At 70.0% G+C, this 14,386-nt stretch carries 10 protein-coding genes and 1 rRNA gene; 8 read left to right on the top strand and 3 right to left on the bottom strand.

What is annotated here, in order from left to right:
- Positions 1-128 precede the first annotated feature (128 nt).
- Positions 129-245, top strand: a 5S ribosomal RNA gene (gene rrf, locus F603_RS0131210).
- Between the two features lie 1,547 nt (positions 246-1,792).
- Here the strand turns inward: rrf and F603_RS0131205 are convergent.
- Entirely contained in the window at positions 1,793-2,992 is a 1,200-nt protein-coding gene (locus F603_RS0131205; protein ID WP_019549853.1) for a hypothetical protein, read from the bottom strand.
- 152 nt (positions 2,993-3,144) lie between these two features.
- Here F603_RS0131205 and mtnA point away from each other — a divergent pair, with 152 nt between their 5' ends.
- From mtnA to F603_RS0131170, 7 genes are all read left to right on the top strand, one after another.
- Positions 3,145-4,272: an S-methyl-5-thioribose-1-phosphate isomerase gene (gene mtnA, locus F603_RS0131200; protein ID WP_078503798.1), complete on the top strand. Its 1,128-nt coding sequence runs from the start codon at positions 3,145-3,147 to the stop codon at positions 4,270-4,272.
- Entirely contained in the window at positions 4,269-4,946 is a 678-nt protein-coding gene (gene mtrA / locus F603_RS0131195; protein ID WP_019549851.1) for a two-component system response regulator MtrA, read from the top strand. The genes mtnA and mtrA overlap by 4 nt, the downstream gene beginning before the upstream one ends.
- A gap of 1 nt (position 4,947) precedes the next feature.
- Positions 4,948-6,837 carry an MtrAB system histidine kinase MtrB gene (gene mtrB / locus F603_RS0131190; RefSeq protein WP_019549850.1) on the top strand — a complete coding sequence of 630 codons (1,890 nt, stop codon included), beginning with the start codon at positions 4,948-4,950 and terminating at the stop codon, positions 6,835-6,837.
- 31 nt (positions 6,838-6,868) lie between these two features.
- The gene (locus tag F603_RS0131185) at positions 6,869-8,695 is read left to right on the top strand and encodes an LpqB family beta-propeller domain-containing protein (protein WP_019549849.1); all 1,827 of its coding nucleotides are present in this window, start codon (positions 6,869-6,871) and stop codon (positions 8,693-8,695) included.
- A gap of 697 nt (positions 8,696-9,392) precedes the next feature.
- Positions 9,393-9,668, top strand: a complete 276-nt coding sequence (locus F603_RS36180; protein ID WP_245600950.1) for a ComF family protein — start codon at positions 9,393-9,395, stop codon at positions 9,666-9,668.
- An 887-nt stretch (positions 9,669-10,555) separates the two neighbouring features.
- Positions 10,556-11,251 (top strand): ribosome hibernation-promoting factor, HPF/YfiA family, encoded by a 696-nt coding sequence (gene hpf / locus F603_RS0131175; RefSeq protein ID WP_019549847.1) that lies wholly within the window; start codon positions 10,556-10,558, stop codon positions 11,249-11,251.
- A 147-nt stretch (positions 11,252-11,398) separates the two neighbouring features.
- A complete protein-coding gene (locus F603_RS0131170; RefSeq protein WP_019549846.1) occupies positions 11,399-12,145 on the top strand; it encodes a response regulator in 747 nt (248 codons plus the stop codon).
- 346 nt (positions 12,146-12,491) lie between these two features.
- Here the strand turns inward: F603_RS0131170 and F603_RS0131165 are convergent, their stop codons facing one another.
- Positions 12,492-13,652 (bottom strand): winged helix-turn-helix domain-containing protein, encoded by a 1,161-nt coding sequence (locus F603_RS0131165; RefSeq protein WP_019549845.1) that lies wholly within the window; start codon positions 13,650-13,652, stop codon positions 12,492-12,494.
- 73 nt (positions 13,653-13,725) lie between these two features.
- On the bottom strand, positions 13,726-14,331 hold the full coding sequence (locus tag F603_RS0131160) for a GNAT family N-acetyltransferase (RefSeq protein WP_019549844.1): 606 nt from the start codon (positions 14,329-14,331) through the stop codon (positions 13,726-13,728).
- Positions 14,332-14,386: the final 55 nt, after the last annotated feature.

Below are 14,386 nucleotides of genomic sequence, written 5' to 3'. Positions count from 1 at the left end.
TGACCGGTACTAATAGGCCGAGGGCTTGTCCATAGAGGCTTCGCGTCCACTGTGCAGTTCTGAAACAACGAACAGCACACACCGGCCCCTCTGTTGTGGGGGGTTGGGTGTGTTGGTGTTGTGTGTGTTTCGGTGGTTATAGCGTGAGGGAAACGCCCGGTCACATTTCGAACCCGGTAGCTAAGCCTTTCTGCGCCGATGGTACTGCATACGGGAGTGTGTGGGAGAGTAGGACACCGCCGAACTACTTCTAGAGGCCCCTGGCCCCAGCGTTCAGACGCTGGGGCCAGGGGTCTTTTTTGTTTCTTTTCAGGCGTCTTCTGCGACCGAGGGTGGATTCTGGCCGCTGATGCCTGCCGTGTGGCCCTGGCGCTCTTGCACGGGGAAGACCCGGCTCTGCCGCTTGGCTGCCGTCATGGAAGCGCAGAGGGTCGTCGGAGACGGCCTAAGGCCCGGGGCGCTGTTCACCATGAGTCGGTGGGTTGTGGACGTTTCTGCGCGCTCTTCCGTGCCTGAGGGAGTTCTTCCCCGATCGATCTGGGCTGTGGTTGGTGGTCGTGCCGGACCTGGCGTGGGGTGCCGTCGCCTTGGAGGCGGCAGTTGGGACGGGCGCGACTGCTGGCGCGGACTCCTTGCTCAACGTCAGGCGAGGCCGCCAGTAAGGGCGGTGGGTTCTCGTGTCATGGCCGGGAGTTCGTTCTCCCTGGGCTTCTGGCTGTCGGCACGAGTTGGCAAGTGGCCTGAGAGCTCTCGGCCTTCCAGAAGGCCGTGGTGTGGCGGCACGGGGCCGTCAGTAGCGCTCGGCCCTGGAGGATGCTGCACGGTCGGTGTTCGCGTGCTGTAGGTGGTGTTCTCGCGCTGTAGCGCCTTGAGTGAATTGTCGGAGTGGGAGTGCTCAGCACTGTGGCGAGTCCCTAGCTGACGCTCGGGGTTGAGTGCAAGGGGGGTGCGCGGGGCGAGGGGTTGGTGGTTGGTGCGGATGGCGGGGACGGGCTGCTGTATTAGCAGATGAGGGGCGGGTTTGTGGGTGGGTGCTTCGGTCTGGTGCCGGGTGTGCTGCCAGTCGATCGGGGGATGGCTGTCATCCCGGGGGTAACCCGGGAGGATGGCTGTCGTAGGAGGCGGCGGAGGGCCAACTTCCTTCAAAACGAGGGGAGTTGGGTGGAAGTGGCGCGGTGCTTGGCGGTGGACGTCGGCTGTGGTGGGCGGGGTGAGTGCGTAATGTTCAAGGCAACCGAGCAGCCACCCGTCGGGCCGTGAGCCTCAAGGCTGGCGGAGCGGTCCGGCTGGTTGGGCCTCGTGATCCCCACATCGACAGGTCGCAACCGGTTGGTTCGGTCCCGGCGGGGGCTGTTCGGTCTTCAGGCGGAGTTCGGTCCGTGCGGTGGTGTGCGGTTGTTCGTGGCCGTGTGCTGCTGAGGTCGTTGTGGTGCCCGAGGTTGATCGCGTCATCGGGGGCGTTCGATGAGTCCGCCGGGTGGTTTCCGGGGCGACCGGGGCTTGACGTTCGCTGAAGGGACGCGGGGACCGTGCTGTTGGACGGGACTTGCGGATCGCCGAGGTGTGCGTCGCGTCGGGGTCTTCGTCAGGAGGCCGGCGCGGTTGTCGGGGGAGATGCTCACCTTGGTCATGCCTGCGGCGTCGGTGCCTTCGGGGGCGCTGCGTCGGGGGCGCGCGCGGCACCGGGCGTGCTCGCCGCGGGCAGGGCGCCGGCCCGGTGGTCACCGTTCGAGAGCGGTGGCCACCGGGTGCGGCGTCGTTCGGTGTGAGCCGGTGTCGGGGGTTGCCCGGTTCAGGCGTGGGGGTCGCCGTAGCCGGGGACGCCGGCGGCGCGGGCGAGTTCGAGGTCGAGGGCTTCGCGGCGAATGCGCTGGTCGAGATAGAGCAGGGCAGTGACGCCGGCCTGGATCGGGAAGGTGAGCATCGAGATGATTGCGCCGCCGATGCCCGTGGTGATGAGGTAGGGCCAGCTCATCGCTGTCGCTTCGCTGAGTGAGCCGGCGGCGTCCCCGTCGATCAGGAGCGCTGCGAAGTTGACCGGCACCTGGATGACCGACGCGATGACGAACACGAGAACCACGGCGAGCAGTTGGATGCCGAAGACGCGCCACCAGGTGAGGGTGACGAGCTTCGTCGAGCGTTTGAGGGAGGACACGACGCCCTGCCTCTCCAGCACGAGAGCGGGCGCGGCGAGGCTCCACCGCACCCAGAGCCAAACGCCGACGGCGAGAGCGGCGAAGGCGCCCAGCAGGAGGAGGGCTGCACCTGCCCCCTCGGCGCCGGCCATGACGACGGCGGTCCCCGGGACGAGTCCGACGACGAACACCAGACTCAGCAGGAACGGTACGAGCAGCATCAGGCCGAGCATGCGCAGGAGTTGAGGGCGCGCCTCCGTCCAGGCCTCGGTGAACGTGATGTTCCGTCCGAGTACCGCACGGCTGATGACGACGGTGAGCAGGGCGGTGGCGAACACCGTGCCGAGCACGCCGACGATCCCCGTTGCGAGGCTTCCGCTGAGTGTGCTCTCGGCTGCTCCGGCGATCTCCTCGAGGGTCGGGTCGGGGTTGTCGAGCGCGGTGAGGTCGCTGCCGTCACGGAACCAGAAGCCCATGACCAGGGTTGCGACGAGTTGGGTGACGACGCCGACGACGAGGGAGACGCCGAGCACGGTACGCCAGTGCCGGCGGAACAGCCCGAACGTCCCGTCGAGGATCTCGCCGAGGCCGAGGGGACGCAGCGGAACGATGCCCGGCCGGGGCGCGGGAGCCGCCTGCCAGGCCGGATGGGACCGCTGTCCCCAACCGGGGCCGCCGGGAGGGGGCGGTGCGCCCCAGGTACCTCCGGCCGGAGGTGGCTGGTTTGCCGACCAGTTGGGGTGCTGAGCGTGCCCGGGCTCCTCGGGAGTGTTGCGGCCATCCGAGCCGTCTCCTCCCTCGTGGTGGGGATCGGACGAGGAGGGTCCGGGCGAAGCCCAGCCCGGAGAGTCGTTCACGTGAGCTCACCTCTGGGTCGGTGTTGCGGCGTCGTCGCGCGTTTTCGGCCGTGTTCGCGTGGCAGCCATCGTGTCACGACCTGTTGTGCGGACGGCGTGGCCCCGTCACCGCAGGCTTCTGCCTCTCTGGGCGGGCGGGGCAGACTGGTCGGATGGTTGAACAGCATGTGCCGACATTGCGATGGGAGGAGTCGCCGGACGGACCGGTTCTGGTGCTTCTCGACCAGACTCGACTGCCCGCCGAGGAGTCCGAGTTGGTCTGCGCCGATGTGTCCGCGCTCGTCGACGCCATCCAGTCGCTTGCGGTGCGGGGTGCGCCGGTGCTCGGGCTGGCCGGCGCCTACGGCGTCGCGCTCGCAGCGGCCCGGGGGTCGGACGTGGCGGCGGCAGCCGAGCAGTTGGCGGGTGCCCGGCCGACGGCGGTCAACCTGGCGCTCGGCGCGCGCCGCGTCGAGCGGGCCCATCGGGCCGCCGCCGACGCCGGGGACAAGGCCGCCGCAGCCGCCGCACTCGCCGAGGCGAGGGCGCTGCACCGGGAGGACGCCGAGGCGAGCGAGCGCCTCGCCGAGCACGGGCGTAGCCTCTTCGACGACTTGCTGCCCGGCAGGGACCTGCGTGTGCTGACGCACTGCAACACCGGGGCGCTCGTCTCCGGCGGACGGGGTACCGCGCTCGCGGTGGCGGCGGCGTTGCACCGCGAGGGACGGCTGCGTCGGCTCTGGGTCGACGAGACACGGCCGCTCCTCCAAGGGGCTCGCCTCACCGCATACGAGGCGGCGCGCGAGGGCATGGCGTACAGCGTTCTGGCGGACAACGCGGCAGGCTCGCTCTTCGCCTCGGGCCGGGTGGACGCCGTGCTGATCGGTGCGGACAGGATCGCTGCGGACGGCTCCGTCGCCAACAAGATCGGTAGCTATCCGCTGGCGGTGCTCGCGCGGCACCACTCGGTGCCCTTCGTCGTGGTGGCGCCTGTGACGACGGTGGACCTCGGAACCCGGGACGGTTCGGGGATCGAGGTGGAGCAGCGGCCCGCGTACGAGGTGACCGAAATGCCGTCGCCTGACGCGGTCCGACGAGAGCCCGGCAGCGGCGTGCGCATCACGCCTGCGGGGGCGCAGGCGTACAACCCGGCCTTCGACGTCACACCCCCGGAGTTGGTATCGGCGCTCGTGACGGACGCCGGTGTGGCCTCGCCCGTGGATGCGGAGGGCGTCTCGAAGCTGTGTTCCGCGTCACGAGCGGTAACGTCACGATCGGGTAATGGGATGATGAACGCATGAAGGGACGCGTCCTCGTCGTTGATGACGACACCGCATTGGCAGAGATGCTCGGCATCGTTCTGCGTGGAGACGGCTTCGAGCCGTCGTTCGTGGCCGACGGCGACAAGGCGCTGGCCGCATTCCGTGAGGTCAAACCCGACCTGGTCCTCCTCGATCTGATGCTTCCCGGGCGGGACGGCATCGACGTGTGCAGGATGATCAGGGCCGAGTCCGGGGTTCCGGTGGTGATGCTCACCGCCAAGACGGACACGGTCGACGTCGTCGTGGGGCTCGAGTCCGGGGCGGACGACTACGTCGTCAAGCCGTTCAAGCCGAAGGAGCTGGTCGCCCGCATCAGGGCGAGGTTGCGGAGGTCGGAGGAGCCGGCGCCGGAGCAACTGGCCATCGGTGACCTGGTGATCGACGTCGCCGGGCACTCGGTGAAGCGCGACGGGCAGGCGATAGCCCTCACACCGCTCGAGTTCGACCTGCTGGTGGCGCTGGCGCGAAAGCCCTGGCAGGTCTTCACGCGCGAGGTCCTGCTGGAGCAGGTCTGGGGCTACCGGCACGCCGCGGACACCCGGCTCGTCAACGTCCATGTGCAGCGGCTTCGCTCGAAGGTGGAGAAGGACCCGGAGCGGCCGGAGATCGTCGTGACGGTGCGCGGGGTCGGGTACAAGGCGGGGCCCGGCTGAGATGTTCCGCAAGGGTCCGCCGTACCGCGGCACCAAGGGCCGCGCCGCGGACCGCGAGTCGGACGTGTCGAGGTTCGGTCGGTTGTGGCGCAGCGGGGTGCTGTTCTCCGACGGGTTGCTCCCTGAAGGGGCCACGGGGCCCGGGGCCCGTCCGATGGTGCGGTTCTTCGTGCGGTGGGTGCGGCGTCCGCTCCTGCCGGTGCTGCGGTTGTGGCGGCGGAACATCCAACTCCGCGTGGTCGCCGCGACATTGCTGATGTCGCTCGTCGTCGTGCTCCTTCTCGGTGTCGTCGTGATCGGGCAGGTGCGGAACGGGCTGCTGGAGGCGAAGGAGAAGACGGCGCAGAGCCAGGCGAGCGGGGGCTTCCTCGCCGCGCAGCAGACCGCTGACGCGGCGGCCGGCAACCGCGGGAGCGGCCGGAGCGGCGAATCGTCCGCGCAGACCGGGCGGGTGCAGAACACCGGGACCTGGCTGAACACGCTCGTCGAGCAGCTCGCGAGCGGTGGGCAAGGCGTCTACTCGGTGGTGGCGCTCGGCTCGAAGACCAACGATGCGCCGTTCGTCGGGGGCGGTATCGGTACGCGGGGGCCGAGGTCCTCGGGGGATCTGCGTCCGGAGGAGAGCATCCCCGTCGATCTGCGAACGGCGCTCGACGAGCATCCGGGGACGCACCAGCGGTACGCGCGGGTCTACTGGCAGGGCGACCGGAGCGATCCGGCGCTGATCGTCGGCAAGCGGCTCAACGATGCGCGGGGCAACCCGTACCAGCTCTACTACGTCTTTCCGTTCACGCAGGAGGAGGAGTCCCTCAGCCTCGTCAAGGGGACGATCGCGACGGCGGGCGTCTTCCTCCTCGTCCTGCTGGGGGCGATCGCGTGGCTCGTCGTGCGCCAGGTCGTGACGCCGGTGCGGATGGCTGCGGGGATCTCCGAGCGGCTCGCCGCCGGCCGCTTGCAGGAGCGGTTGAAGGTCTCGGGCGAGGACGACATCGCGCGGCTCGGGGAGTCCTTCAACAAGATGGCGCAGAACCTCCAGGGCAAGATCCAGCAGTTGGAGGAGCTGTCGCGGATGCAGCGGCGCTTCGTCTCCGACGTCTCGCACGAGCTGCGCACCCCGCTCACGACGGTGCGGATGGCGGCCGACGTCATCCACGAGGCCCGCGACGACTTCGACCCGGCGACGGCGCGCTCCGCCGAACTGCTGCTGAGCCAGCTCGACCGGTTCGAGTCGCTCCTCTCCGACCTGCTGGAGATCAGCCGGTTCGACGCGGGTGCGGCCAACTTGGAGCCGTCCCCCGTCGACCTCGAGGATCTCGCGGCACGCGTCGCCGAGGGCGCGGAGCCGCTCGCCGACCGCAAGGGCAGCCGCATTCTGATCGAAGGGGACGGGCAGGCCGCGGTCGCCGAGGTCGACGGTCGGCGGATCGAGCGGGTGTTGAGGAACCTCGTCGACAACGCCGTCGAGCACGGGGAGGGGCGCGACGTCGTCGTGCGGCTCGCGTCCGGTGGGGGAGCGGTGGCCGTCGCCGTGCGGGACTACGGCGTGGGGCTGAGGCCGGGGGAGGCGGAGCGCGTCTTCAACCGGTTCTGGCGTGCGGACCCGGCGCGTGCGCGTACGACGGGGGGCACCGGGCTCGGACTCTCCATCGCACTCGAGGACGCGCGGTTGCACGGCGGCTGGTTGCAGGCGTGGGGGTGTCCGGGGGACGGCTCGCAGTTCCGGTTGACGCTGCCGGCGTACGCCGGGGACACGTTGCGGAGTTCCCCGCTTCCGCTGGAGCCCTCGGACTCCAGGCGGCGTCGGGGTCTTCGTCCTCAGTCGGAGGCTGGTGCGGGCTCGCACCGGGATGCGGTGGCGAGCGCCGGAGGAGGTCGTGACGGTGCGGAGTAAGTTGTGGCGTGGCCGGGCGCGCGCCGGCGGAGTGGTGACGCACGCCGGGGAGCGGCGTACCGCCGTGCTGCTGTCCGCTTTCGTGCTGCTGGTGACGGGGTGTGCGTCGATGCCGGACGGAGGGAGCGTCGACCGGGTCAGCCCGTCGCAGAGTGCGCAAGGGGACGCGCAGGTACGGGTCTTCAGCGTCAGCCCGCAGAAGGGCGAGTCGGCGCGGGAGATCGTCCGCGGCTTTCTGGAGGCGACCACCAGTGACGAGGCCGCCTTCCGTACGGCCAGGGAGTACCTGACCGAGGAGATGGCGAAGAGCTGGGAGCCCTTCGAGGCGACGACGGTCCTCGCCGGAGGACCGAGCACGCGCAAGTCGCGCACCGAGCTCTCGACCGAGGACGGCTACACGGTCGAGGTGACCGGGCGGCGGATCGCGGAGATCGACGCCAACTCCGCCTACTCGCCGGCGGACGGCACGTACCGCAAGGACTTCCACCTGACGAAGGTGGAGGGCGAGTGGCGGATCGACAGTCTGCCGGACGGACTCGTCCTCGGCGAGTCCGACTTCCAGCGCATCTACCGGCCGATCAACAACTACTACTTCGCGAGCCTCGGCCCGGACGCGGAGTCGGTGACCCGGGGCAAAGACGTGCTCGTCGCCGATCCCATCTACCTGCGCCGCCGGATCAACGCCGTCACGGAGACCGTCAAGGCCCTGCTGGAGGGGCCTTCCAACTGGATGGCGCCGGTCGTCTCGTCCTCCTTCCCTCCGGGGACGCGGCTGGTGCCGGGCCAGCACCTCTCGCTCGACGACTCCGGTGCGCTGACGGTCCGGTTGAACGCGGAGGGCGCGCAAGCCGGGCGCACGCAGTGTGCGCGGATGGCTGCGCAGGTGCTCCATACCGTTCAGAGCCAGGCGTCGGCCGAGGTGAGCAAGGTCGTGCTCAACGGTCCCGGCGGTGGGCTCGTCTGCGAGCAGACGCGGGAGATGGCCGACGACTTCGAGCCCGGGCGCCTCAACGGGCGGGCGAAGCGCGCCTACCTCATCGACGAGGAGCACCGCGTCGCCTCGCTCGGCGTGCGCAGCGAGAGCTCGCAGCCGGTGGGCGGGCCGTTGGGGAGCGGCGGGGTCGAGATGGGCGCGGTCCCGGTAAACCGTCCGGAGGGCGAAGCCGCCGCCGTGACGCGGGGGCGGCAGGACCTGTACGTCGCCTCGATCGAGGACGGTGGTGGGCCGCTGCGCGAACCCGTGGTGAGCAGCGAGGCGAAGACGGAGAGCGACCGTCTGACGGCGCCCAGTTGGGACGGGCTCGGCGACCTCTGGATCGCGGACCAGGACCCGGAGCAGCCGCGGTTGATGCGCGTGCGCGGGGGGCGTGAGGACCCCGAGGAGGTGCCGGTCGCGGACCTGGAGAGGGACGAGCGGATCGAGTCGGTGAAGATCGCCTCCGACGGCGTGCGGATCGCGTTGCAGGTACGGGACTCCGAGGGGGACAGGTCGCTGCGGCTCGGGCGCGTCGAGCGGAGCGGGTCGTTGCAGGAGCCGCAGGTGGCCGTGGCCGACCTGCGGCCGTTGGCACCGCAGTTGGAGGACGTCGTCTCGGCGTCGTGGGCCGGGCACAGCACGTTGGTGGTGGTGGGGCGCGAGTCCGGTGGTGTGCAGCAGTTGCAGTACCTGGAGACGGACGGGTCCATCTCGGACCAGCCGACGCTTCCCGGGATCAATGACGTAACGGGTGTCGCTTCCTCCGAGGAGGAGAGCCGGCCGCTGCTCGCGGAGACGCGGGAGGGGATCGTGCGGCTGCCTCCGGACGCCAACTGGAAGACGCTGTCGGGGAGGGACTCTTCGCCTGCCTATCCCGGTTGAGGGACTGCGATTGCGGGGGCCGGAGCTGTGTGCGGTGCTGCCTGTGAGGGGTGGGGCTGCTGCGGTGAGTGGCGGGGTCAACTCTGTGTGGATTCCTCGCTCTTCCCGGTGAGCGAATTACCGGAATCTTGGCTTCCAAAGCGTTGGCCTGCTGGTTCGTCGATTTCCGGGTTATCCACAAGCGTGGTGTGCGTTTTGGGGTGCTGGAAGAGTGCCGGTCATGCGGGAGCTGTTGCAGGGGCTCCGGCTGGAGATCGAAGGGCTCGTTCTGCCCACTGACTGTGCCGGCTGCGGGCGTTCCCTGGTGCGTGATCGCCTCTGCGAGGCGTGCCGGGAGGCGCTGCGTAAGTCGGTGCCACGTCGGGTGTGGCCGTCCTCGCTCCCTGCCGGACTGCCGCGGGTCCACGGGTCGTTGGTCTATCGGGACGAAGCGCGAGCGGTGCTGCTCGCGCACAAAGAACGGGGTGTTCTGTGTCTTTCCGGATTGCTCGGGGAGTTGTTGGCGAGGTCGGTGGGTGCGGCGCTGCGCGGCGCCCGTCCCGGGGAGGTGGCGTTGGTCCCCGTCCCCTCCTCGCGTCGGTCGGTGCGGCGGCGGGGGCACGACCCGACGCTGCGGATCGCGCGGTCTGCCGCACGACAGTTGAGGCACCAGGGGAAGCACGCGCGTGTGCTGCCGGTGCTGCGTCAGTGCCGCCCGGTGACGGACCAGGCCGGGCTGTCGGCGCCGGAGCGGATGGCCAACCTCCGCGGTGCGCTGGTGGCTTGGCCCGGCAGCGCTCGGCTCTTCGATGGTCGGCGGGTGGTGCTCGTCGACGACCTCCTCACCACGGGGGCTTCGCTGGTGGAGGCCGCACGAGCGATGCGGGCCGAACACGACCGCGCGATGCGCAGTGGGGAGGTGAGGCGGCACCCGAGGACGGGCGGTCCGGGTGAGGCGCCGTCGGTTGCTGCGGTGCTGGCGGTGCGGGGATGAACCGGATTGGTGGGTGCCGGGGTTGGGGTGATGGTTGCTGGGCTGCTCGGGGTGGGCGTTGCGGAGGCGTGAATCTGCGGTGGTGAGGTCGTAACCCATGGGATTAGGGCGGTTGTTGGCGCTGGGAGAGGGGGTGGGTTTGTTGGCTGGGATTGGTCGCGGGCCGGGCTGAGATCGGTCGTTCGAAGGGAACGGTCGGCTTCTCCGCGGGGGCGAAGTGGTGGGAGTCGAGGTGGGGCTCCGTGGCGCTCGGGGGTCGTCACGGAGCCTTGGGCGGGCAGGGAGTTTGGGAGAGGGGGCCGTGGGTGCGGGGGCGTGGGCCTCCGTGAGTGAGGGCGCTGGGGCGCGTGCTGCTGCGCTGGTGGATCGGGAGGCTCGGGTAGGTGAAGGCAGACGGGAGTGGCGCCTTGCCGGATGTCTGCGGGGGGCTTGGGGGCTACGACAGGTGATCGCCCAGCGTGATCAGTGTTGTACTCGCGATTGCGACCTCTGGGAATCCGGTCCGGTGAGCGTGGGGCTCCGGAGGCGTTGGAGTCGCTCAATTACTCACAGGCACCCGTGCTTTGGTGTCTTTTGCGCCAGGGGAGGAGGCACCGCCGTGTGGTGCAGGTTCGTACGGAAACGGCGCGTGCGGGGGCGGGGGCGTCGGTCCGTGCAGCCGCCGGGATGTGGTGTCCACGGAGGTACGCGGCAGTAAGGGGTGCCGAGGGTCCTTGCAGCGAGGTACGTTCGGATTGGGTGGCGATCTTCCCTTCGGGGGAGGAGGAGGTGACAGTCGCAAGCCGACCTTGTGCCGGAGCAGCGGCAGGAGGCCGTGCCTCCGGCGTCAGTGCACCAAGGACGCTGCGCCCGTCGAGCGGGCGGAGTGTCCGGGAACGGAGTTCTGCGTGGACATCGTCGTCAAGGGCCGCAAGACCGAAGTGCCCGAGCGGTTCCGCAAGCACGTGGCCGACAAGCTGGACAAGGTCCAGAAGCTCGATGGAAAGGTCATCAACCTCGAAGTCGAGGTGTGCAGGGAGAACAACCCCCGGCAGGCCGACCGTTCCGACAGGGTGGAGATCACCCTGCGCACCAGGGGACCGGTCATCCGTGCGGAGGCCGCGGCCTCCGATCCGTACGCGGCGCTGGACCTGGCGACCGGCAAGCTGGAGGCACAGCTACGCAAGGAGCACGACAAGCGCCGCAAGCACCGTGAAGGAGGGCGGTCACCGATGAGCGTCGCCGAGGCGACGGCTCACCTCGCGCCCGAGCTCAACGGCGAACTCGACGCCGCCGTTCAGCAGGCTGCCGAGTCGGACGGGCACGCCCCTTCGGTCACCCACGTGTCGGGGCTGAAAGTGGAGGGCGACGGGCCCCTGGTCGTTCGGGAGAAGACGCACAGGGCCGCACCCATGTCCCTCGATCAGGCGCTCAACGAGATGGAGTTGGTGGGGCACGACTTCTACCTCTTCATCGACTCCGAGACGAAGCAGCCCAGCGTCGTCTACCGGCGCCGCGGTTACGACTACGGGGTGATTCACCTGGAGAACGATCCGCTCGTCGCCGAGGCGCCTCCCGGGGCCGGCGGTGCGCTGGGCGGCTGATACGCCCGTGACGTCCCGTCTGCAGGCGCGCCCCCGGCTCGGCCGTCGGCCCGGTCGGGGGCGCGTGCATGAGTAACATCGTGACCCACACCAACGGGCTTGCCGTGCGCCCGGGTTGGTGCGGCTGAGCCTGTAGGGGGAGTGACGATGGCGGATACCTTCGGTCCCGTGGTCCCGATGCCGGGAACGCACCGGGAGTGCCCGGAGGAACCACCGGACGGCCCGGCGGCGAGGGAGCCCATCCGGGTCCTCGTCGTCGACGACCACGAGCTCTTCCGGCGCGGGCTCGAGATCGTCCTCGCGCAGGAGGAGGACATCGAGGTGGTCGGCGAGGCGGGGGACGGCGCCGAGGCCGTGGAGAAGGCTGCCGACCTGCTGCCCGACATCGTGTTGATGGACGTGCGCATGCCGCGCCGAGGTGGGATCGAGGCCTGCACCTCGCTGAAGGAGGTGGCGCCGAGCGCGAAGATCATCATGCTCACCATCAGCGACGAGGAGGCCGATCTCTACGACGCGATCAAGGCCGGGGCCACGGGTTACCTCCTCAAGGAGATCTCCACGGACGAGGTGTCCCTCGCGATCCGTGCAGTCGCCGACGGACAGTCGCAGATCAGCCCCTCCATGGCGGCGAAGTTGCTCACCGAGTTCAAGACGATGATCCAGCGCACCGACGAGAGCAAGCTCGTCCCCGCACCCAGGCTCACCGACCGGGAGCTCGAAGTGCTGAAGCTGGTGGCGACGGGCATGAACAACCGGGACATCGCCAAGGAGCTCTTCATCAGCGAGAACACGGTGAAGAACCACGTGCGCAACATCCTGGAGAAGCTCCAGTTGCACTCCAGGATGGAAGCGGTGGTCTACGCGATGCGGGAGAAGATTCTCGAAATCCGGTGAGGCCCCATGAACTCCCGTGCGGCGGTGGCGAGGTGCGTGCGCCGGCTCCGTGTCGGCCTGTCAGTCGTGTTCGGCGCCCGTCACCATTGGGCCTCGCCGACCGTGGCGGCAACGTCACCGTCCCGGCCGCTCATGCCCAGGCCGTGCGGTAGCGCTTCTCAACCGGGCTTGGTTGCGGGCGTTACGCGTCGCCGGGGCTCGGCCCGGCTCCGAGCGCCGGCGTGTGTCCGACCCCACCCGACCAACGCGGCCAGTGCTACCCGGACTGAGCCAGCAAGCCAGTGTTCGGCGCCCGTCACCCCCGCGAGCAGGCGGACGCACACCGCGTACTCCCACCGGCGCCCGTTCAGGCCAACTCTGCCTCCAGCGGCGCCCGCACCGTCTCGGGGGAGCACTTCTCGACGCGCACCTCGTCGCAGCCGACCCAGCCGGCTGCTTCCCGCAGGGCCTCCGCGAGGCGCGGCACCTCCCGCGGGCTTTGCAGCGATAGCTGCCGGGCGACGAGGGTGCGCCCCTCCCTGGCCGGGTCGACGCGGCCCACGAGGCGCCCACCGGAAAGCAGCGGCATGGTGAAGTACCCGTGCACCCGCTTCCCCCGGGGGACGTAAGCCTCCAGCCGGTGGGTGAAGTCGAAGATCCGCTCGGTGCGTTTGCGGTCCCAGATCAAAGAGTCGAAGGGGGAGAGCAGGGTGGTGCGGTGCCGCCCCCGCGGGGGCAGGGCCAGCGCGGAGGGGTCGGCATACGCGGGGCGGTCCCAGCCGGACACTTCGACGGGGACGAGGCCGCTCTCCGGGAGCGCGGCGTCGACCTGGACGCTCTTGAGGCGGTGGTAGTCGGCGAGATCGGCGCGGGTCGCGACGCCGAGCGCGGCGCCTGCCTGGGCGACCAGGCGGCGGATGCAGGCGGCGTCGTCGAGGTCGTCGTGGAAGAGGTCGGCGGGGACGGCGCGTTCCGCGAGGTCGTAGACGCGCTTCCAGCCGGTGCGTCGGGTGCAGACCACCTCGCCGGTGTCGAGGAGCCACTCGACCGCGATCTTGGTCTCGGTCCAGTCCCACCACTCACCGCCTGCCCGGCCCCCTCCGAGGTCGGCCGTGGTGAGCGGGCCTTCGTCGGTGAGGCGTTTGCGGACGAGGGCGGTGGAGGCGTCCCGATCGTTCAACCGGTGCCAGCGATGGCCGCGTTCCCGGAAGGCCCGGCGGCGGAAGGCGAAGAGCGGCCACTCCTCGATCGGCAGGATGCATGCGGCGTGCGACCAGTACTCGAAGCTGCGGTCGCCGTGCCAGTAGGCGTCCTCGACGGCCTCCCTGCCGACCGCGCCGAGCCGCGCATAGGGAACGAGCTCGTGGGTCCGGGCGAGAACCGAAATGGTGTCCAACTGGACGGCTCCGAGGCTGCGCAGCACTCCGCGTACCCCGGCACGGCGGTCAGGGGCGCCGAGCAGCCCTTGTGCGCGGAGCGCGATGCGTCGGGCTTCGTCGGCGGTGAGGGTCAGCTCCGGTCGAGTCATGGGCGCAAGGCTAAGTGCCGCCACTGACACCCCGGTTGGCCCGGCGTCGGGCACGGCACTGCGCCCGGCTGCGTCACTTGGGCGCGGGTGCCGGCAGGTACGGCGTGGTCTGGGGTAGTTCGAGGTCGGACGGGAGGAGGGCGCCCGTCCACGCGTCCCGGCGGATGCCACGGTGGACGATCCTCGCCCGCTGCACGCCCTCCATACGGAACCCGAGCTTCAGCGCGACCGCGCGCGACGCCTCGTTGCCGACCTCGGCGACCCACTCCAGCCGTTCGACCCCGAGCCCGCCGAACGCCCAGTCGACGAGGGCCCGCGAGGCTTCGGTGACGTAGCCGTTGCGGCGGTGCGGCGCCGCGGTCCAGAAGCCGAGCTCCGCGACGCGGTGGGGAGCCGCGAGCTGGACGAGGTTCACCAGCCCCGTGCAGGCGACGAGCGGCCCCTCCGCGCCCTGCGGATCGCGCAGAAAGACACCGAAGTTGTACCGTCGGTCCTCGCGCCATCCCTGTGTGCTCTCGACCGTGACGAACTCCTCGGCGTCACGCAGCGTGTAAGGCGAGGGGACGGGAAGCCAGCGTGCGATGTGGGGATCGTCGCACGCGGCCCTGACGGACTCGGCGTCCTGGATACGGAGCGCACGCAACCGGAGTCGCACGGTGTCGAGGGTGATCGGTTCCATGCGCAGATTGTGCGTTGCCGAACACCGTGTGGGGAGCCGGGTGTACGGCACCTTC

Source organism: Streptomyces sulphureus DSM 40104, from assembly GCF_000381025.1.
Classification (GTDB): Bacteria; Actinomycetota; Actinomycetes; order Streptomycetales; family Streptomycetaceae; genus Streptomyces; species Streptomyces sulphureus.
This window is presented reverse-complemented; position numbering and strand designations above follow the sequence as displayed.

Coding starts and splice junctions, on each gene's coding strand:
- mtnA (WP_078503798.1), top strand. CDS start 3,145: ATGGTTGAACAGCATGTGCCGACATTGCGATGGGAGGAGTCGCCGGAC.
- mtrB (WP_019549850.1), top strand. CDS start 4,948: ATGTTCCGCAAGGGTCCGCCGTACCGCGGCACCAAGGGCCGCGCCGCG.
- F603_RS0131170 (WP_019549846.1), top strand. CDS start 11,399: ATGGCGGATACCTTCGGTCCCGTGGTCCCGATGCCGGGAACGCACCGG.
- F603_RS0131165 (WP_019549845.1), bottom strand. CDS start 13,652: ATGACTCGACCGGAGCTGACCCTCACCGCCGACGAAGCCCGACGCATC.
- F603_RS0131160 (WP_019549844.1), bottom strand. CDS start 14,331: ATGGAACCGATCACCCTCGACACCGTGCGACTCCGGTTGCGTGCGCTC.
- mtrA (WP_019549851.1), top strand. CDS start 4,269: ATGAAGGGACGCGTCCTCGTCGTTGATGACGACACCGCATTGGCAGAG.